The sequence below is a fragment of the Sorangium sp. So ce296 genome, assembly GCF_051529605.1.
Classification (GTDB): domain Bacteria; phylum Myxococcota_A; class Polyangia; order Polyangiales; family Polyangiaceae; genus Sorangium; species Sorangium cellulosum_D.
Map to the genome: position 1 here is coordinate 7568599 of NZ_CP150325.1, position 23509 is coordinate 7592107.

The window sequence follows — 23509 nt, forward strand, 5'->3', positions numbered from 1 at the left end:
GGGCGCCAGGTACCGAGTTCCAGGTGTGTATCGACGACGTTGCCGCGGCCGTCCGTGCTGCGGTGCGCCTTGGTCATCTCCTGGGAAATTCAGGTTTATGGTAACGGATGCAACTCTGCAGGTCGTCGGCGTTACGGGCCCGTGGTGCGCATCGTCACGGTATCGCATTTCACCTGGGTGGCTTCCTTGGACCGCTCTCGCGAGAGCAGATAGAATGCTCTCAATGCTCACGCCCCACCGGCAGCTGGTCGTTCCTGCGCTCCTCCTCATCCTCGCTGCGTGCGCCAACGGCACCGACGAGTTGATGCCCGGGTACTACGAGGAGCAAGCCGGCGGAGGCGGAAGCGGCGGCGGGGGAGGCGAGGGCGGCGACGGAGGGGTGGACGCGTCCTCCAGCTCGAGATCGAGCTCAAGCGCAAGCACCAGCTCGAGCTCCGCCGGGGCCGGCGGCGCCGGGGGCGAGGGCGGGAGCAGCGATGGAGGCGGTGGCGAGGGCGGCGACGGAGGAGCGGCGGGCGAGTGCGACTATGGGGCGCCGAACACGTGCACTGGGGCAGAGGACCTCGGTGAGATCTCGGGCGACGTTGATGCCGATTCGATAACGGTGACAGGGACCACGTCAAAGTGGTTCAAGGTCTACGTCGTCGACGACTTCACCATCCCTCCCCTCACCGAGAGCTTCATGGCCACACTCACCTCGCCGCCGGGGATGAACTTCGATTTGATCGTCTATCAGGGAGATATCAGCGTACCAGATTGCTTCGCGTCCGGTGTGAGGGGGCAAGGCACACCTGAGTCGTTCATGACCACGTGGAATGATCGCTCGATCGATGACGACCACCTCTGGTTCTCCATCGAGGTGCGGCACGTGGAGGGCACCGCCTGCGGCGAGGACGCGAAATGGACACTGAAGGTCCAGGGCAATCCGGACGGATGACTCTCGGAGCGCCGTGTCAGCGCGCGTCAATCGGATGACGACTCGCGGCAGGGCTAGAGCGACGCACTCGTCGTGAAGCGGAGGCGAAGGGCGCTGTTCTGGAGCACCGCAGAGTTCTTGTCCGAGCCAATGCCCTGCACGACCGTGGAGCTGATGGGAACGTCCGGCGATGCTCTGTCCGGGGCTGCTCTCGGAGGGGTGCGCCGCAAGGAGCTAGTCGCCATCCAGGCGTCGCGCTCAGGGTGACAGCCGTGCCAGTACCACGCTGGCACGATCCGTCAGCAGTGGCGGATCAACCACGTCGATTGCGCCGTCACTCACGCCTGCGACGACGATCTCGCGCGTTTTCGGATGGATCGCCGCGGACATCGCCCCCTGGAACGCTGCACCGCTGCCGTAACGATGACTCCACCGGTGAGTTCCCGAAGCATCGAACTTGGCGATGAACCAGTCGGTATCGTTTGCGCTCAGCTCCCCGCCGCCAAAATCCACCTTCCCGCGAAACCCGCCGGTGAAGACGAGCTCGCCCTCCGTGTCGAGCGCGACGCCCTGAATCGGTATATTCCAGCTCTGATCGGTCGCGTCTCCAAGCCGTTTGGACCATGAGTGGGCACCGGTCGATGTCAGGCGGACGACGAACAGATCGACGTCGTCTGCGCCGGTCGTCTCGCGCGTAACATCCACCGAGACGCCCGTGCCCACAAACGTGACCATGCCGGAGAAGAGCCCGACAATGCCGACGTTGCCGTCAGGATCCACGTCGATGCCACCGATCTCGACCGCGCTGCCGTCGCCATGGATGAAGGCTGTGTTCCAGGTAAGCATCCCCCTCGCGTCGTACTGGGCCACCCAGCCGGACGGCCCCGTACTGGACGACTCATAGGTACGATCAGCGCCGAAGTCGACCGAGCTTACGAATGTGCCGGCGACCACCACACGGCCCATCTCATCAACCCCAACGCCTTTGGACCACTGTTGGCCTGGGGGATAGTCCGCGCGATCCCCGATGTGGACGCTGTATACAGGCGTGCCGTCCTCACCGCTCAATCGCGCCAGAAAGCCGTCCATGTCCGAGATCTCGGCGGTCTCGAACGTCGGGCCGCCGAAGGTCAGGGCGCCGCCAAAAATTCCGGTGATCACAGCGTCGCCGTCCGGTGTTACGGTTATGTCGGTCGGTGTGGTGTAGCCCTCCGAGCCGCCGAACTGCTTGCTCCACTGGTGCCTGCCGTCCGCGTCGAATTTGACGACCAGCATGTCGTTGGTGCCTTGGGCCGGGAGATCGTAGCCGCCGAGGTTCACAGTCCCCGCGTACTCGGTAGCGAACAGCACATTGCTTTCCGCATCCAGTGCCACCACGGCAGCGCTCTCCCCTTCGATCGGCACGCCGCGACTGTACACATGGTTGCCTTCGCCATCGAACACGGCGAGGAATGCGCCACCACGAGGCTGTTCGGGCAGGGCCGTCGTCGGATCTGGGCCGAAGTTGAGCTCATCGCGGTAGGTGCCGGCGATAGCGATGCGATCCCCCCTCGGGCTGATCGCCGCCGACATTGCCCACTGGAAGGACCCCCCGCCGAAGATCCTCGCCCACACGACGTCGCTGCACCCCACGCCGTCGCAGTCCTCATCGCCCCGCTCGTTGCAGTCCTCTTCCCCCGGGAGCACCTGCCCCTCGCAAGCCCCCCAGCTCCCGTCCGCGCCGCACGTCTGCGTGCCCGGCGCGCAGACGCCGACCCCCTCCGTCTCGCTCGCGCCCTCGTAGCACGCCCGTGTGTCGCCCCGCGCGCAGGGCGTCGCGTCGCCGCCGCCCTCGGTCCCCCCGGCGGACGCATCGGTGAACTCGTCGAGGCCGAGCAGCGCGCCGCAGCCGGAGACGAGCAGCGCGGCCAAGGTAAAGGATGGCAGGACACGACGCAGAGGAGGCACGCGGAAACAGTAGCCGAGACCGGCCCCCCCAGGACAGGGGGCACCTCGACAGAGGGCGCCCCGAACGCGCGAGAGGCACCGCGCGCCGCCCCGACGCGCCCCGAGGGGCCCGCCGCTCGCCGGCAACGCGGTGCCTCGACCGCTCACACGCCACATCAGCTCGCGCTGATCGGGATCTGACGGGGCTTGAGCGACGCGCTCTTCGGCAGGTGGATCCGCAGGACGCCCGCCTGGAGCTCCGCGGAGATCTTGTCCGAGTCGATGCCCTGCGGGACCACGAAGCTGCGACGAAAGTCCGGCAGGTTGTCCGCGCTCTGCTCGCGCTCGGCCGCGTCGGTCCGCCGGCCCTCGAAGCTCAGCTCCCCCTTCTCCAGGCGGATGGCCAGATGATCCTGCGTCACACCCGGAAGATCCGCCACGACCAGGAGCTCCTCGGCGTTCTCGTAGATGTCCACCGCCGGGGCCACCGCAGGGCGCTGCTGGATCTTCTCAGGGCTGGTCTCAGCGCGGTTCGTCAAGTTGCGATCGGTGCTCATCTTCTTCACTCCTTCCTCGCTTCCTCTCCATTCAACGCATTCCAAATCCGCTGCTCGCGGGAGCCTCCCTCTCCGTCGGCTCCCGCCTGCCTCAGCGCGCCGTCACCGTGATCTGCCGCGGCTGCGCCTCGGCGGCCTTGTTCAGCGTCAGCGTCAGCACGCCGTTCCTCAGCACCGCCGTCGTCTTCTCGGGATCGACCTTGCTCGGCAGCGTGAAGCTCCGGCTGAAGCGCACCCCGCCCCGCTCCTTGCGGTGGACCAGATACCCCTCGGGCGCGTCCGGCTTGCGCTCGCCGCTCACCGTCAAGACGTCCTGGTTGAGCGAGATCTGCACGTCCTTCTCCGTCAGCCCAGGAAGGTCCGCCTTCACGACCAGCGCGCTGCCCGTGTCGTAGAGGTGGATGCGCGGCCCAGCCGTGTACCGGGGCGACTGGTCGAACTCGCCGCGGAGCGACGAGCGGGGCGCGTCGTACTCCTCGAACACCCGATCCATCCGCCGGCGAAGCTCATCCATCATGGCAAACGTGCGATCGAAATCCGTGTAACGGTTCAGCATGACGACTCCTCCGTGACCCCCGCGCGCGGCGCGCGCCGGGGCCTCGCCCGCGGCGCCGTCACCCTGCTCGCGACGGCCGTTTTGTTGTAGCGTTACGGGACCTTGGCTCCGAGAGCCGGTCTCTTCGCACCGCCCAATCTTCGCACGCCGCCGGGGGTGTCAAGAGCCGGGCCAGCCGCCCGCGCCCGCGCCAGACCGGCAGGAAAAGCGGACACAACAGCCGCGGCCCGCCTCCCGGCAAAGGACCTCCAGGACATCCGCAAGACGCCTCCGGCAACCTCCAGCACGACGCTCCTGCCGCGCCCGCCCGGCTCATCGACCAGCTTGAACAACCCTGGGGGCACGTTCCCGGAAATGCTACGAACCATGGACATGCCGAACCGCCCGCTCGCCGCTCGCCGCTCGCGGACCGCCCGCCTCCTCTCGGCCGCGTCCGCCGCGGCGCTGCCCCTCGCGCTGATCGCGGGCGCCGCGCTGGCGCTGCCGCCCGTGGGCGACCGGGCGCCGAACGCGCGCGTCGAGGACGCCGACGGCCGCGAGCTCCAGCTCAAGGCGCTGTGGGGCAAGCCGGTCCTCATCATGTACGAGGACAAGGACTCGGCGACGCAGAACCAGGCGCTCAAGGACGCGGTGGCGAAGCTCGCGAAGGGCGACCGCTACCGGCGAGCCATCGCCGTCGCCGCGGTCGCCGACGTGAGCTCCTACGACTTCTGGCCGGCGAAGGGGTTCGTGAAGGACGCCATCCGCGAGGAGTCGCGGAAGGTCGGCGCGACCATCTACTGCGACTGGGACGGCACCTTCCGCGAGGCCTACCGCCTCCGCCGCGGCATCAGCAACGTCATCCTCGTCGGCAAGAACGGCCAGGTGCTCTTCGCGGCCGAGGGCAAGCTCAAGCCCGAGGCGCAGGCGAAGCTCCTCGACCTGCTCCGCAAAGAGGTCGAGGGCTGACCGCGGCGCGCGCTCCGTCAGATCGAGGGCCGGCCGCGGCGCGCCTTCAGCTCGCGTCCTTGCGGCGCCGGCGCGAGAGCAGCGCGGACTCGACCTGCGCGCGGATCTCCCCGACGTCCGGGGCCGCCACGATGCCGCCGCGCGCCTCGATGAACGGCCGGAGCGCCTCGGAGCCCGCGCCGCCCACGATCCACGCCGCGTCCCGGCAGGCGTCGGCGTAGGCGTCGATGAGCTCGCGCGCGGTCGGCGGCGGCGGCGGGATCGCGACCGTCAGCGCGACCATGTCCGGCGCGAGCGACTCGACCGCGCGCGCGATCGCGGCGGGCGGCGTCCGCGGGCCGAGCACGATCGAGCGGAAACCCCACGCGCAGAAGCGCAGGCCGATGCCGAACAGCCCGAGCACGTGATCCTCGTCGGCGAAGGCGGCGAGCAGCACGCGCCGCCCGCTCTCGCCCGGCTGCGCGAGCCGCAGGAGGTGCAGCAGCGTCGCGCCGAGGACCTGCGAGGCGAGGTGCTCCTGCGCGACCGTGATCTTCCCCTCGTGCCAGAGATCGCCGATGCGCTCGAGCGCAGGGCCGAGCGCGCGCTCGAAGATCGTCACCGCAGGGCCGAGCGAGAGGGCCCGGTTCACCTCGGCCTCGAGGCCGTCGGGATCGAACCGGATCGCGGCGTCGACGATGCGTTCGCTCGCGCCCGCGAACGCGTCGCCGCCGTTCGAGGGCGCCGGCGCGCGCGGCGCCTCCGTCTCGAGCACCATGCGCGCCGCCTCGGCGGCCGCCATCCCGCCGTTCACGTAGTCGCGCATCTTCTTGACCACCGCGACGTCGTCATCGCTGTACAGGCGGTACGCCGACGCCGTGCGCGCAGGGGACGGCACGCCGTACCGGCGCTCCCACGCGCGCAGCGTCGCCGACGACACGCCACACATCTTGGAGACGGCATGGATTCTGTAGCGGCTCACGTGGACAACCCTGGTCAACCCGCCGGACCCCAGCCGCCTGCGCCGGCTCGACGCGCCGAGCCGGCGGGCAACGAGGCCCAGGAAGGCCATCTTGTGCAGATGTTTTCGCCTTTGTCAAAGGCTGGGACAAACATTATACTCGCCGCCATGCAAAACACCAGCGCTTCGTCGGCGCAGGAAGAGCGGCCTGGCGCCTCGCCGGGCGAGGACGGGGCTGCACCGGCGCGAGCGCCGCGCGCGGCGGGCCGCCGGGGTCCGAGGCCGCGCGCCGTCGTGATCGGCAGCGGCTTCGGGGGGCTCGCGGCGGCCGTGCGGCTCGGGGTGCGGGGCTACGAGGTCACGGTCGTCGAGAAGCTCGACGCGCCGGGCGGACGCGCGTACGTCCACCGGCAGGACGGCTTCACCTTCGACGCGGGGCCGACCGTCATCACGGCGCCGTTCCTCTTCGAGGAGCTCTGGCAGCTCTGCGGCCGGAAGATGGCCGACGACATCGATCTCAGGCCGGTGGCGCCGTTCTACCGGATCCGCTTCCACGACGGCGTGACCTTCGACTACACGGGCGACGCCGCCGCCATGCGCGCCGAGGTCGCGCGCCTGTCACCCGGCGACGTCGAGGGCTACGAGCGCTTCGTCAAGATGAGCGAGGCGATCTTCCGCGTCGGGTTCGAGGAGCTCGCCCACGTGCCGTTCGGGTCGTGGACGGACATGGCGCGCATCGTGCCCGACATGATGCGGCTCGAGAGCTACCGCACGGTCTACGGGCTCGTCGCGAAGCACGTGAAGGACGACCGCCTGCGCCAGGTGCTGAGCTTCCACCCGCTGCTCGTCGGCGGGAACCCGTTCTCGACGACCTCGATCTACAGCCTGATCGCGTTCCTCGAGCGCAACTGGGGCGTGCACTTCCCGATCGGCGGCACGGGCGCCCTCGTGCGCGGGCTCGTGTCCCTCATCGAGGGGCTCGGCGGGTCGGTGCGGTGCGGCGCCGAGGTGCGGCGCATCTCGGTCGAGGGCGGCCGCGCGCGGGGCGTCGAGCTCGCGTCGGGGGAGCGGCTCGCGGCCGACGTCGTGGTCTCGAACGCGGACTCGGCGTGGACGTACCGGCACCTCGTGGCGCCCGAGGCGCGGAGGCGCTGGACCGACCGCCGCATCGAGCGGCAGCGCTACTCGATGAGCCTCTTCGTGTGGTACTTCGGCACGCGCCGGCAGTACCCGGACGTCGCGCACCACACCATCCTCCTCGGCCCGCGGTACAAGCCGCTGCTCGAGGACATCTTCCAGAGGCACGTGCTCGCAGACGACTTCAGCCTGTACCTGCACCGGCCGACCGCCACGGACCCGGCCCTCGCGCCGCCCGGGTGCGACGCGTTCTACGTGCTGTCGCCGGTGCCGAACCTGCTCAGCGGCACGGACTGGCCCGCGACCCAGGAGCGCTACCGGCGCTCGATCGCGGCGCTGCTCGAGGCGACGCTCCTGCCGGGGCTCGAGGGCGCGCTCGCGAGCTCGCGGCTGCTCACGCCGCAGGATTTTCAGGACCGGCTGCTGTCGTTCCGGGGCGCGGCGTTCGGGCCGGAGCCGGTGCTCACGCAGAGCGCCTTCTTCCGGCCCCACAACGCGAGCGAGGACGTCGAGCACCTCTACCTCGTCGGGGCAGGGACGCACCCGGGGGCCGGCCTGCCCGGGGTGCTCTCGTCGGCGCGCGTGCTGGATCGGGTGGTGCCGGATGCATCGACCTTCGGTTGAGGCGTCGGCGGCGGACTTCGCCGCGTGCAGGGCGCTCCTGCGCAAGGGGTCGAAGAGCTTCGCCGCCGCGGCGCTCCTCCTGCCCGCGCGGGTGAGGGAGCCGGCGGCGGCGTTCTACGCGTTCTGCCGCGTCGCCGACGACGCGGTCGACGAGCTCGGCGAGCACGCCCCGCCGTCCGCCGCCGCGGCGGCGGTCGCGGCCCTGCGCGAGCGGCTCGCGCGCGCGGCGATGGGCAACCCCGACGGCGGCCCCGTCGACCGGGCGCTCGCCCACGTCATGGCGGCGCACGCGCTGCCGCGCGCGTTCATCGAGGCGCTGCTCGAGGGGTTCGCGTGGGACGCGGAGGGGCGCCGCTACGAGACGCTCTCGGAGCTCCACGCCTACGCGGCGCGCGTGGCGGGCGCCGTGGGCGCGACGATGTCGACGCTCATGGGGGCGCGCGGGCCCGACGCGCTCGCGCGGGCGTGCGATCTGGGCGTCGCCATGCAGCTCACGAACATCGCGCGCGACGTGGGAGAGGACGCCCGGCGCGGGCGGATCTACCTGCCGCTCGCGTGGATGCGGGAGGCCGGGATCGAGCCGGACGCGTGGCTCCTGCGGCCCGCCTTCGACGACCGGCTGGGGCGGATCGTCGCGCGGCTGCTCGACGAGGCGGAGGTGCTCTACCGCCGCGCGGGCGCCGGGATCCCGATGCTGCCGCGCGACTGCCGCGCCGCGATCCAGGCGGCGCGGCTGATCTACGCGGACATCGGGCGCGCCATCGCGCGCCGCGGCTTCGACTCGGTGTCGGCGCGGGCCGTGGTGTCGCCCGGCCGCAAGCTGTGGCTCGTGCTGCAGGCGCTCGTCCACAGGCCGGTCGCGGCGGCGGACGAGCGCGAGCACGGCGCGGCCCCGCCGCTCGACGAGGTCCGTTTCCTCCTGGAGGCGGCGCGATGAGCGCCGGGGCGGGCGGCGCGGCGGCGCGGGAGCTCGACGCGGCGCGGGCGCGCGTGCGCGAGGCGGGCGGCGAGGCGCTGCTCGCGCGCCTCGAGCACCTCGACGCGGCGCGGGCCGAGCCCTCGCGGCCCGCGGCGGCGCCGCGGCCGCCGGGCCGGGGCGCCGCCGTCGATTTCGACGTCGTCATCGCGGGCGGCGGGCTGTCGCTCCTGCTCGCGCCGATGCTCGCGTCGGCCGGGCTGCGGGTCGCGGTGCTCGACCGGGCGCGGATCGGCGCGGCGCACCGCGAGTGGAACGCCGGGACGGCCGAGGTGGCCGCGCTCCAGGCGTCGGGGATCTTCGCGCCGGGCGAGGTGGAGCGGCTCGTGATCGCCCGCTACGTCGAGGGGCTGTGCCGCTGGCACGGCGGCGGGACGTACCCGGTGCGCGGCGTGCTCGATCACGCCATCGACGCGGGGGGCTTGCTCGCCGCGGCGCGGGCCCGGGCCGAGGCGCTCGGGGTGACGCTGCTCGACGGGCACGCGCTGCTCGGGCACGCGGAGGGGCCGGACGCGGTCGCGCTCGCGGTGGCCGAGGCGCGGCCGGGCGCCGCGCCGCGCGGCCTGTCCGCGCGGCTCCTCGTCGACGCGCGCGGCGCGGCGAGCCCGTACGCGACCGCGGACCTCGTCTGTCCGACGGTCGGCGGCGTGCTCGCGGGGCTGGCCGAGGGCGACGGCGAGCGGCGGATCCGGCCGGACGTCGGCGAGATCCTCGCCACCACGGAGGACGTCGAGGAGGGCCGGCAGCACCTCTGGGAGGCGTTCCCGGGGCGGCCGGGAGAGACGACGGTCTACCTCTTCTATTACGCGCGCTCCGGGGACGTCGGGCCGGGCGCGCTGCTGTCGCTGTACGCGCGGTTCTTCCGGCTCCTCTCGCGGTACAAGGAGGGCGACGCGCGGCTCGTCCGGCCGACGTTCGGGTTCATCCCCGGCTGGTCGCGGCTGTCGCCCGCGCCGCGCGCGCCGGGGCGGCGGGTGCGGCTCGTGGGGGACGCGGCGGCGCGGCACTCGCCGCTGACGTTCTGCGGCTTCGGCGCGAACGTCCGCGAGCTCGCGACCACGGCCGCCGACCTGGCGCGCGCGGTGGCGGACCCGAGCGCGCCGAGCGCGGCGCGCGACGCGCCGGTGCACTCGGGCACGGGCGCGCTCGCGGCCCTCATGGCGAGGCCGGCCGGCGGGGCGAGGGCAGGGGAGATGAACGCGCTCCTCAACACGGCGTTCGCCGTGCTCCACGCGATGGGCGACGAGGCCTACGCGGCGCTGCTGCGCGACGAGATGCAACCGGCCGATTTCGTTCGTTTTTTGAGGGAGACGGCGGCGCGGCGGCCCGAGGTGTACCGCGAGGTCGTGAGCGCGCTGCCGCTCCGAGCCATCGGCCGCTGGGGCGCGGGGCTCGCGCGGGAGCTCTACCGCGCGCGCTGAGGGGGCGCGTCCTCCGCGGCGCCCGTCGCTGCCCGGCGCGCGAGGACGAGGGGCCCGAGGAACAGGCCGAACGGCGGGCCGCCGGTGCTGTGGTGGACGCGGTGCGCGTCGCGGACGCGCGCGAGGTAGGGGATGCGCGCGAGGCCCGAGACCGGGAGCCGCCGGTGGACGAGGCCGTCGTGGACGAGGACGTACGCGAGGCCGAAGGCGGTCATGCCGAGGCCGAAGCCGAACGCGGCCTCGCGCAGCGTCCCAGGCGCGCCGTCGACGCCGTAGATGATGAGCCCGGCGGCGATCGGGGCGTGGAGGAACGCGAGCGCGTCGTTCTGCTCGAAGGCGCCGCGCCGCTTCGTGTGGTGGGAGCGGTGGATGCTCCAGAGGGCGTGATGCCAGACCCTGCCGTGGAGGAGCGCGGCCCACACCTCCATGATCGCGAAGGCGGCGAGCGCCGTGGCGATCCAGATCGCGAGCGTCATCGCGCCCTCCGCATGCGGAACGGCAGGAGGAGCTGCACCCAGGGGCTGACGAAGCGGTCGAGCGACAGGGCCTCGTGGACGACCGTCGCCGGCTTGCCGCCGAACGTCGCGGCCGCGAGGGAACGCGCGTAGAACGGCGTGTCCTCGTAGGTGCGGAGGAGCCGCGGCGCGGAGCCCGGGTCGGCGGCGATGTCCCGCGCCATGCCCCAGCGCGTGTCGCCCAGCGGCCGCGGGGCGAGCGGCGGGAGCTCGCGCGCGCCGCCCCTCGCGTCGAACGCGGGCGAGAGGAGCATGCGCGTGCCGTCGCGGCGCCGGACGTCGTAGGTGAGGGCGATGCCGTCCGAGCCGACCGCGCGCGACCAGGTCCAGCGCTCGAAGGCGTGGTCGAGCGGCTCGTCGCCGGCGTTCGTGTCGAGGTAGGCGCTGCCGGAGAAGCGCAGCGACGGGTGCGCGAGCTCGACCTCGGCGCGCGCGATCGGCGCGAGCGGCGACCAGCGGTGCCGCCCCCACCGGTCCAGCGCGACCCCGGCGCGCGCGCCCAGCGCCGCGGGCTCGGGCACGGACGGGCGGAGGCGCACGGTCCCGGCGAGGCGCGAGGGGACCGGCGCCGTGACCTCGTCGAAGGCGACGCGGAGCTCGCCCCCGGACCACTCCATCACGCTCGGGCCGATGGCGAGCGACCGCGGCGCCCTGAAGACGGCGCCCCGCGGACGTTCGGTCAGCGCCCAGCGATCGGCGCGCGGGCCGTACAGCGCGACGTTCATCGCGCAGTGCATGAGCGGGTCCGCGGCGCCGCGCGCGCGGGCCCTGGCGTAGTACGGCGAGAAGACGCTCCCGAGCATCGCGATGATCGTGATCGCGCTCCGGCCGTCGTCGCTCACCGCGTCCAGGTACCACCAGGCGTAGCCGCCGCTCGGGATCTCGAGGTCGAAGCGAGGTCCTCCATCACGCTCCGCGCCGCGAGATGGCCGCTCAGCGCCGCCATCGGCACGCCCGCCCCCGGGTGCGCGCTCCCGCCGGCGAAGTACAGGCCCGGGAGCTTCGAGCGCGAGGCCGGGCGCGCGAAGGTGGAGTTCCACCCGTGGGACACCGGCCCGTACAGCGCGCCCCCCGTCGCCGGGAACATGCGCTCGAAGTCCGCCGGCGTCGTCGACACCGGGGAGGGGCTGGTGCTCCTCAGCGAGAGGCCGAACCGCTGCAGTTGCTGGAACACGCGCTGTTCCCATTCGTGGATCTCCGTGGATGAGGGGGTGTGCATATCACCGGTCGCAGGGGCGTTGACGATGAAAAACAGGCGCTCTTCTGTAGGTGCGGGCGCAGGCGCGGTCGCCGCGTCGAGCCCGGGGGACGGCTGGTTCCAGCGGTCCTCGGCGCAGATGTAGATGGTGGGGTCGCGCGGGGTCTCGGCGCGATCGAAGAGGTCGCGGAACTCGGCCTCGTAGTCCCTCGAGAAGAAGACGTTGTGCCGGAGCAGGGGAAAGCCGCTCACCTCGGCGACGAGCGCCAAGGTGCGCGCCGAGAGCGACCGCGGCGCCTCGGCCGGGGCCTTGCGGGCGGCGCGCTGGCCGAAGAGGCCGCGCCGGAGCGCCGCCGGGTCGGCGTTCATCACGATCGCGTCGGCCTCGATGCGCTCGCCGCCCTCGAGCACGACGCCCGTCGCGCGGCCGCGGCCGTCCTCGATGGCGGCGACGTGCGCGCCGCAGCGCAGGGTCGCCCCGGCGCGGGTCGCTGCCGCGGCGAGCGCCTCGGCCACCCGGTACATCCCGCCCTCGGGGGACCAGACGCCCTCGCGCTCCACGTGCGCGATCAAGCTCAGCGTGGCCGGCGCGAGGTACGGCGACGAGCCGCAGTAGGTGGCGTACCGCCCGAACAGCTGGAGCAGGCGCGCGTCCGCGAAGAAGTCGGTGAGCGCGCGGTGGAGGGTGCGGTGCCCGTCGATCTTCATCATCCCGCCGAGGCCCAGGCTGCCCGCCGTGCTCAGGATCGTCTTGAGCGTGGGCCGCTCCGCGCGCAGGAACGGCGCCTCCACCACGTCGAAGATCTCCCGCGCGTACCGGCAGAACCGGCGGTACCCGTCCGCCTCCCGCGCCCCCGCGAGCGCGCCGATCGCGTCCGCGCTGCGCTCGAGGTCCGCGAAGAGATCGAGCGTCGAGCCGTCCTGCCAGGCGTGGCGCGCGAGCGTCTCGACCGGGCGGAGCGGCACGCAGTCCCCGAAGCGGAGCCCGAGCGACGCGAAGATCTCGTCGAAGACCCACCGCATCGTGAGCGTCGTCGGGCCGACGTCGAGGCGGCGATCGCCGATGGCCAGCTCGCGCATCTTTCCGCCGACGCGCGGCGCCCGCTCGAGTAGCACGACGTCGAGCCCGTTCGATGCCAGGAGCGCGGCCGCGGTCAGCCCGCCGATGCCCCCGCCGATCACCACGACGCGACCTCTTCTGTCCACCATGGAGCCGCAGTGTACCTGGCGCGGGTGGTTTGTCTATACTTTGTTTAACAAGTGTTCAAACTATTGACAATCCCTTGATCATCGCCCAAAACTCGGTCGATATGGATTTCGATCGCCGGATCGAGCGCGTCCTTCTCGTCGCCATCGAGTCGCTCTCCTCGCCCGCGTCGCCGCCCGGGCTCCTCGCGGCGACGCACCACGCCGTCTTCCCTGGGGGCGCTCGCATCCGGCCACGGCTCTGCCTGGCCGTCGCCTCGGCGTACGGCGATCCTGCGCCGGAGGTCACCGACGCGGCGGCGGCGGCGGTCGAGCTCATCCATTGCGCGTCGCTGGTCCACGATGACCTCCCGTGCTTCGACGACGCGCCGATCCGGCGCGGCCAGCCCTCGGTCCACCGGGCCTTCGGCGAGCCGATCGCGGTGCTCGCCGGCGATCAGCTGATCGTGCTCGCCTTCGAGGCGCTGGCGCGCGGCGCGTTCCACGCGGTGGCGAGCGGCGTGTCGGACGCGCGGCGGGCGGTCCGGTTCTTCGAGGTGCTCGCGGGCGGCGTCGGGATGCCCCAGGGGATCATCGCCGGGCAGGCGTGGGAGTCGGAGGGGAAGGTCGCGCTGTCGGCGTACCGGCGCGCGAAGACGGGGGCGCTGTTCGAGGCGGCGGCGACGCTGGGCGCGCTCTCGGCGGGCCAGGACGGGGCCGCCTGGCGGGACCTCGGGCAGCGCATCGGCGAGGCGTACCAGGTCGCGGACGACGTGCTCGACCTGATCGGCCAGCCCGAGGACATGGGCAAGCCGGCGGGGCGGGACGGGGCGCTGGGGCGGCCGAACACGGCGCTGGAGCTCGGGCTCTCGGGGACGACGCGGCTGCTCCAGCGGCTCATCCAGGACGCGGTCGAGTCGGTGCCGCAGTGCCCGCGGGCCGACGACGTGCGGTTGTGGGCGGTCGAGCTGGGGGACAGGCTCCTCCGGGCGTGCGCGGTGCGGGCGGCAGTCCCGAACGTGAGCTCGGCGTAGCCGGCCTCGACCGGAGGGCCTACGGCTGTTCAAAGGGGGGCCGTCCGAGGCTTATGGCCGGGCTCGGGACATCAGCCCGTCCGCGCCCGGCGCGACTACACATACCGAGGGGGCCTACGGCTGTTCAAAGGGGGGCCGTCCGAGGCTTATGGCCGGGCTCGGGACATCAGCCCGTCCGCGCCCGGCGCGAACACACACCGAGGGGCCTACGATGGTTTGAAAGGGGGAGCTCGCGGGCCGTCCGAGACTTAGGGGTTGCGGAGGAACAGGGCTGTTTGCGCGTCGCCGGACGGAAGCGAACAACGGGCTTCGGGAAAGGCCTTAATGTGACGTCGATCCGAGACAGAGGGCGTGCGGGCCGGCTCGACGAACGGTGTTTGGAGTGCCATCCTCGGCAGACCTTTCCGCGCCTGCCGCGGCGGGGATGAGCGTGGGGCGGCGCAGAGGGGGTATGCCCTGCGCCTCGTGAAGCAAGGGGTGGGTCGTAGTCCGCGATCGGGGGGATTGGGGATGAGGGCGATTCGGGAGCAGCACGCCACCATCGTTTCTCGCAAGCTCGAGGCCGACAGCCCAGGGGGCATGCGCGAGGCGATCACCTCCGTCGAGCAGCTCGCGCGCGTCGCGCGAGGGCGGCTCCGGGACCGGGTGGTGGACGTCGGGAGCCCGACCAACGCAGGCCTCCGGGGCGCGCCGAGGAGCGCGAGCTTCGTCCGGCCGAGCGCCTCCGTGCCGCTGCACGTGTCGCGCATGCTGCTCGATCGACACCAGCTCGCAGCCCACGCGCTCGCCCACCTCTACGCGGAGATCGAGGCCTGCAGATCGCTCGCCAGCTGGGCGTGCGAGGCGGGCGGCGAGGCCAGGGCCGTCGCCGAGGCGCACGCCGGAGCGCTGCTGCTCTCGCTGCGCGGTGGCGTCGATCTGGGAGGCGGAGAGATCGCGCCGCTCGGCGAGCTCGAGCTCCGCGACGACGAGGTCGCCAAGGCGATCGGGCACCCCGCGGTCACGGCGTGGGCGCGCGACGCGGGGTCGGGCGCGGCCGTGGCGGCGCTCGCGCGCACGGCCGCGGAGCAAGGGATCCCCGGCTGCGGCGGCGCCGAGGACGAGCGCGTCGGCTGGATACGGCACAACATGCGCGACTTCGTGGAGCGCCTCGTCGAGCCGCTCGCCCCGGAGATCCACCGGCGCAACGGGCTCATCCCGGAGTCGATCGTCCGCCGCATGGGGGAGTTCGGGGTGTTCCGGCTGGCCACCGCGCCGGAGCACGGCGGCGATGGGCTCGGCGCGGCCGCCATGGCCGCCGCCGTCGAGGAGCTCGCGCGCGGGTCGCTCGGCTTCGGCGTGCTCACCATGACCGCCTCCATCGCGGCGGATCTCCTCGCCCGATCCGGCACGGACCTCCAGCGCAGGACCTGGCTGCCGCGCATCGCGGGCGGCGAGGCGCGCTGCGCCCTCGCGCTCTCGGAGCCCGCCTACGGGTCGGACCTCGCGCGCGTCGCCACGCGCGCCGAGCGCCAGGCCGACGGCAGCTACCTCATCACCGGCAAGAAGACCTGGGTCACCGGCGCGTCGCGCGCCGACCTCGTGCTCACCCTCGCGAGGACGACGGCGCCCGGCGGACAGGGGCAGCAGCCGCTCGGGCCGAGCCTCTTCGCCATCGCCAAGCGGCGCGGCGCGCCCGGCGCCGACTTCCCGGACGCGGGGATCGCCGGGGCCGAGCTGCGGGCGCTCGGACAGCGCGGCATGGGCCACTACGAGCTCCGGATCGAGGGGCTCCAGGTGGGCCGCGAGGCGCTGCTCGGCGAGCGCGAGGGCGAGGGCATCGCCCAGGTCCAGCGGTCGCTCGCGATCGGCCGCGTCTACGCGGCGGCGTGCGGCGTGGGCGTGGCGCAGGCCGCGCTGGAGCTCGCGCTCGAGCGGGCCAGGACGCGCGTGCAGTTCGGGTCGCAGCTCATCTCCTTCCCGCGCGTAGCGCACCGGATCGGCGGGCTCATCGCCCGCGTCGCGGCCGCGCGCCAGCTCACGCGCGCCGCGGCGCAGGCCGCGGACACGGGGCAGCCGTGCGAGCTCACGTCCGCCATGGCGAAGCTGTTCTCGAGCCGCGCCGCGTGGGACGCGGCCGACGCCTGCATGCAGATCCACGGGGCGAACGGCTATGCCGAGAGCTCGGTCCCGGCGCGGCTCCTGCTCGACGCGCGCAGCCTCGCGTTCCACCTCGGCACGCGCGAGGTGCTCGCGCAGGGCATCGCGCGCGCCCTGCTCGAAGGATCGCTGCCCTGAGCGGGCCCGCTCCGGCGCGGCGGAGCGCGCGGGCGCACGCGGCCGTGGGCGCCCGCGCCCCGCCGGGCCAGCGCGCGCGGGCGGCGCCGTCGTCAGCGGTGCGCGCCTGTGCCATGATCGCGCGGACCGATGGTCCGCGTCCGCTCTCCCCGCTACGGCCGCAAGCTCGACGATTTCACGGTCGGCGCGGTGTACGCCCACCCCTGGGATGTCACCGTCGACGAGGGGATGCTCGCGCTCTTCGCGGCCTCGTTCCAGGACGCGATCCCGACCTACTCGAGCCGCGTCGCCGCCCGCGCGGTGGGGCTCAGGGACAGGCCGGTGAGCCCGCTGCTGCTCCTCAACCTCGGGATCTCCTTCAGCGTCCACGATGTGAGCGAGCAGGCGATCGCGCACCTCGCGTACATCGACGTGCGGTTCCCGGAGGCCTGCTACCCAGGGGACACGCTGCGCGCGAGCTCGATGGTCATCGGCAAGAAGCCGGTGTCGACGGGCGACAAGGGCGTCGTGCACGTCCGGACGCAGGTGGTGAACCAGGACGGGCAGCTCGTCTGCTCGTTCGAGCGCAAGGCGCTCGTGCCCCCCGGCCGCGTCGCGGAGCGTCCCGCGGACGCGCCGCACGCGGTCGTGCAGCCGGACGAGCCCCCGGGGCGCCTGCCGAGAGAGCTCGGCGGCCCGCTCGCGCCGCCGGCGCGCCACGGCGGCTTCGCCTGCTCCTGGGAAGACTTCGAGGTGGGAGACGTGCTCACCCACGAGGTCGGCCGGACGGTCGGCGACAGCGAGCACATGCAGCTCGCGACCCTCCTGCGCAACTCCCACCCGCTGCACCTCGACGAGCAGTACTGCAAGGCGAGCTCCTTCGCGAAGACGCGCGTCGTCCACGGCGGGCTCGTGCTGTCGTGGGTGCTCGCGCTCTCGAGCCGGGACACGGCCGGGTGCGGCGTGTGGGACCTCGGCCTCGACGACGGCGCCCACCCGAGCGGCGTCCTCGCGGGCGACACGCTCTTCGCCGCGTCCAAGGTGATCGCCCGGGAAGAGGCCGGCGCGGGCGCGGGGAGCGTCACGTTCCGGATCGTCGGCGTGAAGAACACGCCGCCGCGCGCGCTGCTCGAGCAGGGGGCCGATCTGTTCACCCCCGAGCTCGGCAAGGCCGACGGCAGGGTCAAGGAAAAGGTCGTGGAGATCACGCGAACGCTGCTCGTGCGGCGAAGGGGCTAGGCGCGCTCGCGCGCCGCGACCGCGGGGCGCGCCGCAGAAGAGGGATCCCCCGCGGGGCGCGCCGCGGCATACAATGCGCGTCATGAGCACCGGCGCTCCGCGACGAGGGACAGAACGGCCATGAGCGCGGCTGCGAGCCGTGAGCTCGACGCGCTCCGCGCGCGCGTCGCCGAGCTGGAGCAGGCGCTGTCCCGCGCCGAGGCGTCACGCCAGCGCGGCTCCAGCCCGGACCGGCCCGCGGAGCCGGGCAGCGCGCGGGGCACCGTCGCCATCGGGTCGGAGGCGCAGCTCGACGAGGCCGAGCAGGCGGCCCAGATGGGCAACTGGCTCTGGGATATCGGCTCGAACCACGTCACGTGGTCGCGGCAGCTGTTCCGGATCCTGGGCTGCGATCCCGCGACGGACAAGCCGTCGACGGAGGCGTTCCTCGCGGCCGTCCACCCCGACGACCGGGAGCAGATGCGCGCCGGCCTAGAGCTGGCGATCGAGACCGGCGAGGGAACGGGCGCGAGCGCGTTCCGCGTGCGCCACCGGGACGGCGCGGTGCGGGAGTGCCTCCTGAGCAGCCTGCCCGTCGTCGAGGGGGCGGGCCCGCCCACCCGGTTCTTCGGCGCGGTCGTCGACCTCACCGAGCGCCGCCGCGCCGAGCAGGAGCTCCGCCGCAGCGAGCGCATGCTCAACGAGGCGCAGCGCATCGCGCACGTGGGCAGCTGGTCCTACGACCTCGCGTCGCGCACCGTCCGCTGGTCCGAGGAGCTCTTCCACATCCTCGGCGTCGACCCGTCGGTGCGCCCGACGTTCGAGCTCTTCGCGAGCCTCATCCACCCGGAGGACCGCCACCGCGTCTTCGGCGGCGCGGAGAGCGCGTCGCCGCTCGGCATCGCGAGCCCCGTCGAGTGCCGCGTCGTGCGCCCGTCGACCGGGGAGCTGCGGCACGTGCAGATGGCGGCGCAGCTGCTCACGGACGACGCCGGGGCGATCACGGGGCTCGTCGGCACGAGCCTCGACATCACCGAGCGCCGGCGCCTCGAGGAGCAGCTCCTGCACAGCCAGAAGCTCGAGGCGATCGGGCGCCTCGCCGGCGGGGTCGCGCACGACTTCAACAACATGCTCACCGCGATCTTCGGGCACAGGGAGCTCGCGGTGCGCAAGGTGCCGCCGTCGTCGCCCGTGGTCGATCACCTCACGCAGATCGGCACCGCCGCGGAGCGCGCCGCGGCGCTCACGCGGCAGCTGCTCGCGTTCGCGCGCAAGCAGCTCATCCAGCCGACCGTGGTCGACCCGAACGCGCTCATCCTCGGCGTCGAGCCGCTCCTCCGCCCGCTCGTCGGCGAGGACGTGGAGCTCGCCGTGCTGCCGGGGAGCGAGATCTGGCCGATCCACATCGATCGCGGCCAGTTCGAGCAGCTGCTCATGAACCTCGCCGTGAACGCGCGCGACGCGATGCCCGCCGGGGGGCGCCTGACCATCGAGACCGCGAACACGACGATCGAGGCGGGCGACGCGGCGTCGAGGCCCGAGATCGAGCCCGGCGACTACGTGGAGCTCACGGTCACGGACACCGGGCAGGGCATCGACGACGCCATCCGGCACTACGTGTTCGAGCCGTTCTTCACGACGAAGGAGCCGGGCAAGGGGTCGGGGCTCGGGCTCGCGACGTGCCACGGCATCGTGAAGCAGCACGGCGGCCACATCTGGTTCTCGAGCGCCCCCGGCCAGGGGACGCGCTTCACGATCTGCTTCCCGCGCGTGCGGGGCGCGCCGTCCGAGCAGCCCGCGAGGGCGCCCTGCGCCGTCTCGGGGGGCGGGGAGACGGTGCTCGTCGTGGAGGACGAGGCGCAGGTGCGCGACCTCTGCGTCACCGCGCTGCGCTCGTTCGGCTACTCGGTCCTCGCGGCGCGGAACGGCAAGGAGGCGGTCGCGCTCGCGGCCACGTACGCGGGCGCCATCCACCTGCTCGTGAGCGACGTGGTCCTGCCCGACGCGCGCGGCCCCGCGCTCGCGGCGGCGCTCGCCCGCGCGCGCGCGCCGCTGCCCGTCCTGTACGCGTCGGGCTACACCGAGGACTCCCTCTTCCCGGGCGATCTGCTCGACGGGTCCGTCCACTTCCTCTCCAAGCCGTACACGCCCACGCAGCTCGCGAAGGCGGTGCGCGCCGTGCTCGACGCGTCCGCGCAGGCGCGGCGGGCGAAGGGCCCGGGCGACGCGCCGCCGCCGGCGGCCGCCGAGCGCCTGCTGTGAGCGCGCGCGCGCGGACACACGCGCACACACGCCGGAGCGGCGGCGCCGGAGCGCGCCGCGTGTGCGCGCGTGTGTCCGCGCGCGCGCCGCGACGCGCTCCGGCGCCACCGCTCCGCGCTGGCCCGAGCGGCCGGGGAGCATCTATCCTGGACGGGCGGCCGTCTCGATGAAGATCCGAGGCTCAGCGCTCATGCATACGAGGACCTACCTGCAGACGCGGTGGGGGAGCCAGGCCATGTCGGTCCTCGACGCCAAGCTGCCCGCCGCCGCCCGCGCGGTCTTCTCCTCGCCCGATCTCGTGGCGCATAGCTGGTACCCTGTCGCGGTCTGGAACGCCATCGCGGACGAGATCTCGAGGTGGCCCAACAAGACCGGTGTCATCCGCGATCTCGCGGCCTACGTCGCCGAGCAGGACCTGACGCTGGCGCACAAGGTGCTCATCAAGCTCGGCACGCCCGCGCTCGTCATGCGGCAGGCCGGGGTGATGTGGGGCATGTATTTCAACGGGGGCCGGCTCGCCCCGCTCGCGGAGGGCGAGCGGTTCTTCCGCCTGATCCTCTACCTCGGCGTCGATCCTCAGTCCGACCCGGGGCGCCAGATCTGCAGAGACGCCGTGCCGGCGTGGCAGGAGAACGCGCTCCGGCTCTCGGGCGCGCGGGGCGGGCAGAGCCTCCACACGAGGTGCCGTTTCGAGGGACACCCCACCTGCGAGTACGAGGTGCGCTGGCTCCGCTGAGGCCGCGGCGGCGCGCGAGGCGCGCTGCGCCGCGCGCCGCGGGCGCGTCACGTCTTGGTGCAGAACGCGAACAGGTTGACCTGCGCCTCCTCGGCGCGCACCTCGACGGGGGTGCTGCCGAACTTCGAGCGGGTGAACAGCGTCTTGAGATCATCGGCGCTGCGATGGATGAGCTCCCACTCGAGGACGTGGTCCATGAAGGCCTTGCTCGGGTTGTTCACCCCGAAGTTGCCGACGACCGCGATGCCCCCGGGGAGGAGCTTGTCGTGCATGCAGTTGAGGAGGCTCACGACGAGGTCGTCGCGGAGGTAGTCGGTGAGCCCGATGCTGTAGATCATGTGCTGGGGCTTGAGCACCGTCCTGCCGCGGCCGTGGGCGAGCCGCACCACGTTGTCCTGGGCGAAGCTGAAGCGGTCCATGACGCCGAGCTCCTCGGCGATGCCGGCGGCGTAGGCGAGGGCCTGGTTGTCGATATCGATGCACGTCGCCTTGATGTCGGGCGGCTCGCCCCCCTCGGCGAAGAGGTCGAACAGCTCGCGGGCGGGGCCGCTCGCCAGGCTGGTCACGAGGACCTGGCCGGGCCCGTGGACGCGGCAGGCCTCCCGGAGCGCGCGGCTCAGCACGCCGCGCCTGTTCTTGACGGCGCGGCAGGCCTCGAGCTCGAGCCCCCAATGGTCGATGAAGCGGCCGAGGCGGCCGTCGCCCGCGGGCTCGTCGTTGTACATCATCTCGATCGTATAGAAATCGCCCGCGTAGCCGCGCGGCTTCGTGTAGCAGCGGTCGACGGTGCGGCTCAGCATGAAGAGCGAGAAGGTCTCGCGGAAGACGTAGGCGCCGATGCCCTTCTCGAGGTGGCGCTCGCGCTCGATGTGCTCGCGCAGCGCGGACACGATCGTCTGGCACGCGGCGCTCACCTTCTCCTGGATCTCCGCCTCGGGGTGCTTGGCCTCCTTGACCATCCTGTCGGCGATCATCATCTCGAACTTGAACTGTTCGACCGTGTCGATGAGCTTCGGAGGGATGTTGTTGGTGCCGGCCTGGCCCGTCCTCGCCGCGTGAAAGCGGTTGACCTGGGGCACGTCCTCGACGAGGAGCGGGGGGAGCATCGCGGTGTTCTCGCGGAGGCGCTGGGCGAGCATGATCGCGAGCGACTGGTAGAAGCGCGCCGCGAGGCCGGGGACGGAGGCAAGCAGCGAGTGGACATACGGGCCCTCGATCACGTCGAGGGTGCACTCCTCGCGGGCGACGACGGAGGCGCTCGCGGCGGCGCTCTCGAGGAACGACATCTCGCCGAAGATCGCGCCGGGGCCGAGCTGGCGGAGCGCCACGCCGCGCCCGAGGTGGGCGACCTCGACGCCGACCAGGCCGCTGCGCACGATGAAGATGCCCTGCCTGCGCGAGCCCTCCTCGAGGATCTGCTCGCCCGGTCGGTAGGTGACGCAGGTCGACTTCTCCAGCAGCAGCCGCTCGTCATCCTGGGTCAAGAACTCGAAACCTGTCGACATGATGCCTCCCGACCACCGCGCGACGCCTCCGCGCCGCGGCGAGCTGGATCCCTCCCCCGCCGCGGCGACCGGACGTCCACGCGTGCGCCTCTTCTACCACGACGCATCGCGACCTCGCTGGGGCATGGCGCGCCCCTCGGCGGCTCGGCCCCGGCCAGGGCCGCGGCCCTCAACGCGGCAGCGCGCGCGCTCCGCTCACCGCGGGGCGCAGGCCGCGAGGCCGCCGTCCTCGGCGAGCAGCAGCACACAGCTGCGGAGCACATCCATGCCGGCAAATCCGTCCGACGGGCAGGCCCCCCGCCGCTCGCCGGGCAAGAGATCGAGTTCCGCGGCGGCGTCGAACCCCGCCAGGTGGAGGCGAGCGCCTGACAGCACGGGAACGGTGTGCTTGCCGGAGGCGGCGTAGGCGCTCCGGCCGCCGGCCGCCCGGTGCGACAGCCGCCTCCCCGCGGGCGAGGCGGCGAAGAGGGACGTCTGCGATGCGCCCGAGTCGACCTTCAGCGTCACGGCGATCCCGTCGACCGTCGCCGCGGCGGTGATCTCGTGGCCCTGGTTCGGGCCGCCGCAGTGGCCGAGCTCCGCGACCGCGGCCTCGCCGAACCGCGCCCGGAGCGCGCGGGCGGCCTCGTCGCGGGGCGCCTCGGTCATCCGGCCCTCGCGCAGGTCGAGCACGACCGCGCGGCCCGGCCCCGCCAGCGCCTGCGGCGCGAGGACGCCGCCGATCCCGAGCCGCTGCAGCGCGTCGGGGACGGGCACGACGAGCAGCGCGGGCGCGTCCACCGAGCCCCACCCGGCGAGCGCGATGGTCGCGCGCTCGATGCGGGAGACCGGCAGGGGCCTGCCCGCGTGATCGACCGCGACGTCGCCGGCCGTCGAGAGCGGCAGCGCGAGCTCGGCGGCCAGCCAGCGGGCGAGCACGTGGTGGGAGGCGCCGGTGTCGACGAGCAGCGCGGTCGGCTGGCCGGCGACGACGGCATCGATGAGCGGCGAGGGGAACGGGCGTTCGTTGAGCTCGAACTGGAGGCTCGCCCGGCGCCCCCCGGCGCTCGCCGGCGCCGGCGCCGCCGGGCGAGCCGGCTCCGCGGGCGAAGGCCCGCCGGCGGCGCCTCCGGCCGGCGCCGCGCCGTGAGCCGAGGCCGGCGCCGCGCGGACCGCGGCGGTCTCGGCGCAGCCGGCTGCCGCGAGCGCGCCGGCGGCGAGGGAGATCGAGAGCGCGAGGGCGGCACCCCCACGAGCGCGCTTCACCCGCATCACCAGCGCTCGACCTGCCGCGGTGAAGGGCGGCGCCGGGCCTCGCCGCGCTCGCCTCTCCTCGCAGAGCTCGCAGAGGAGGAGAGCCTCTCTCGCATCATCATCAATCCATCATTGGCCGGCGCCCGACCTCGGTCAAGCGGCCTCTACCGATGAGCCCGGAGCGCCGCGCCGCTGAGCGCAGGCGGCCTTGAGATGTGTCGCCAGCAGAAACCGCACCTCGGCGGATCGACGGCGTGCCCTCGTGTCCTCTGCCTCTCTCGCGGCGCGCGGGCATCCGCCCGCACGCGGCGTCCGCGCGCGGGCGGCGTCAAAACATCTGCGCCGAGCTTCCTCGCGCCGGTTGTC

At 73.1% G+C, this 23509-nt stretch carries 19 protein-coding genes; 10 read left to right on the plus strand and 9 right to left on the minus strand.

All coding sequences use genetic code 11. From position 1 onward, the window contains the following. Positions 1-223: 223 nt before the first annotated feature. On the plus strand, positions 224-937 hold the full coding sequence (locus WME98_RS28035) for a hypothetical protein (protein ID WP_437944784.1): 714 nt from the start codon (positions 224-226) through the stop codon (positions 935-937). Positions 938-1174: 237 nt separating this feature from the next. Here the strand turns inward: WME98_RS28035 and WME98_RS28040 are convergent, their stop codons facing one another. The 3 genes from WME98_RS28040 to WME98_RS28050 all read right to left on the minus strand — a co-directional run bounded on the left by WME98_RS28040 (position 1175) and on the right by WME98_RS28050 (position 3955). Next, on the minus strand, positions 1175-2827 hold the full coding sequence (locus WME98_RS28040) for a hypothetical protein (protein ID WP_437944786.1): 1653 nt from the start codon (positions 2825-2827) through the stop codon (positions 1175-1177). A 191-nt stretch (positions 2828-3018) separates the two neighbouring features. Then, positions 3019-3399 carry an Hsp20/alpha crystallin family protein gene (locus WME98_RS28045; RefSeq protein WP_437335878.1) on the minus strand — a complete coding sequence of 127 codons (381 nt, stop codon included), beginning with the start codon at positions 3397-3399 and terminating at the stop codon, positions 3019-3021. Positions 3400-3490: 91 nt separating this feature from the next. Beyond that, positions 3491-3955: an Hsp20/alpha crystallin family protein gene (locus WME98_RS28050; RefSeq protein WP_437944788.1), complete on the minus strand. Its 465-nt coding sequence runs from the start codon at positions 3953-3955 to the stop codon at positions 3491-3493. A 366-nt stretch (positions 3956-4321) separates the two neighbouring features. Between WME98_RS28050 and WME98_RS28055 the strand changes: the two genes are divergently transcribed. After that, on the plus strand, positions 4322-4903 hold the full coding sequence (locus WME98_RS28055) for a YtfJ family protein (RefSeq protein WP_437944789.1): 582 nt from the start codon (positions 4322-4324) through the stop codon (positions 4901-4903). Positions 4904-4949: 46 nt separating this feature from the next. Here the strand turns inward: WME98_RS28055 and WME98_RS28060 are convergent, their stop codons facing one another. Then, complete coding sequence (locus tag WME98_RS28060; RefSeq protein ID WP_437944791.1) at positions 4950-5864, minus strand: MerR family transcriptional regulator; 915 nt, start codon at positions 5862-5864, stop codon at positions 4950-4952. Between the two features lie 147 nt (positions 5865-6011). Here WME98_RS28060 and WME98_RS28065 point away from each other — a divergent pair, with 147 nt between their 5' ends. The 3 genes from WME98_RS28065 to WME98_RS28075 are packed head-to-tail and all read left to right on the plus strand — an operon-like array spanning position 6012 to position 10001. Then, on the plus strand, positions 6012-7604 hold the full coding sequence (locus WME98_RS28065; RefSeq protein WP_437944793.1) for a phytoene desaturase: 1593 nt from the start codon (positions 6012-6014) through the stop codon (positions 7602-7604). Then, positions 7585-8541 carry a phytoene/squalene synthase family protein gene (locus tag WME98_RS28070; protein ID WP_437944795.1) on the plus strand — a complete coding sequence of 319 codons (957 nt, stop codon included), beginning with the start codon at positions 7585-7587 and terminating at the stop codon, positions 8539-8541. The genes WME98_RS28065 and WME98_RS28070 overlap by 20 nt, the downstream gene beginning before the upstream one ends. Then, positions 8538-10001, plus strand: a complete 1464-nt coding sequence (locus WME98_RS28075; RefSeq protein WP_437944797.1) for a lycopene cyclase — start codon at positions 8538-8540, stop codon at positions 9999-10001. Before WME98_RS28070 ends, WME98_RS28075 begins: the two co-directional genes overlap by 4 nt. Here WME98_RS28075 and WME98_RS28080 read toward each other — a convergent pair. Genes WME98_RS28080 through crtD form a run of 3 tightly spaced genes read right to left on the minus strand, consistent with a single transcriptional unit; the run spans position 9986 to position 12923 of the window. Further along, positions 9986-10477 carry a beta-carotene hydroxylase gene (locus WME98_RS28080; protein ID WP_437944799.1) on the minus strand — a complete coding sequence of 164 codons (492 nt, stop codon included), beginning with the start codon at positions 10475-10477 and terminating at the stop codon, positions 9986-9988. The genes WME98_RS28075 and WME98_RS28080 overlap by 16 nt on opposite strands. Continuing rightward, entirely contained in the window at positions 10474-11358 is an 885-nt protein-coding gene (locus WME98_RS28085; RefSeq protein WP_437944801.1) for a carotenoid 1,2-hydratase, read from the minus strand. The genes WME98_RS28080 and WME98_RS28085 overlap by 4 nt, the downstream gene beginning before the upstream one ends. Then, positions 11355-12923, minus strand: coding sequence for a 1-hydroxycarotenoid 3,4-desaturase CrtD (gene crtD / locus WME98_RS28090; protein ID WP_437944803.1), 1569 nt, complete (start codon positions 12921-12923; stop codon positions 11355-11357). Before crtD ends, WME98_RS28085 begins: the two co-directional genes overlap by 4 nt. A 101-nt stretch (positions 12924-13024) precedes the next feature. On the opposite strand from crtD, the gene WME98_RS28095 reads away from it, so the two are divergent. The 5 genes from WME98_RS28095 (at position 13025) to WME98_RS28115 (ending at position 20405) form a co-directional block, all read left to right on the plus strand. Continuing rightward, positions 13025-13933, plus strand: a complete 909-nt coding sequence (locus WME98_RS28095) for a polyprenyl synthetase family protein (protein ID WP_437954028.1) — start codon at positions 13025-13027, stop codon at positions 13931-13933. Positions 13934-14443: 510 nt separating this feature from the next. Then, positions 14444-16210 carry an acyl-CoA dehydrogenase family protein gene (locus WME98_RS28100; RefSeq protein WP_437944805.1) on the plus strand — a complete coding sequence of 589 codons (1767 nt, stop codon included), beginning with the start codon at positions 14444-14446 and terminating at the stop codon, positions 16208-16210. 129 nt (positions 16211-16339) lie between these two features. Continuing rightward, positions 16340-17428, plus strand: coding sequence for a MaoC family dehydratase (locus tag WME98_RS28105; RefSeq protein ID WP_437944807.1), 1089 nt, complete (start codon positions 16340-16342; stop codon positions 17426-17428). 120 nt (positions 17429-17548) lie between these two features. Continuing rightward, positions 17549-19669, plus strand: a complete 2121-nt coding sequence (locus WME98_RS28110; RefSeq protein ID WP_437944809.1) for an ATP-binding protein — start codon at positions 17549-17551, stop codon at positions 19667-19669. A gap of 190 nt (positions 19670-19859) precedes the next feature. Then, entirely contained in the window at positions 19860-20405 is a 546-nt protein-coding gene (locus WME98_RS28115) for a hypothetical protein (protein WP_148313296.1), read from the plus strand. Between the two features lie 47 nt (positions 20406-20452). Here WME98_RS28115 and WME98_RS28120 read toward each other — a convergent pair whose 3' ends face one another. Beyond that, entirely contained in the window at positions 20453-21910 is a 1458-nt protein-coding gene (locus WME98_RS28120; protein ID WP_061621590.1) for a cyclic nucleotide-binding domain-containing protein, read from the minus strand. A 195-nt stretch (positions 21911-22105) separates the two neighbouring features. After that, positions 22106-23161, minus strand: coding sequence for a pepsin/retropepsin-like aspartic protease family protein (locus WME98_RS28125; protein WP_437944812.1), 1056 nt, complete (start codon positions 23159-23161; stop codon positions 22106-22108). Positions 23162-23509 lie beyond the last annotated feature (348 nt).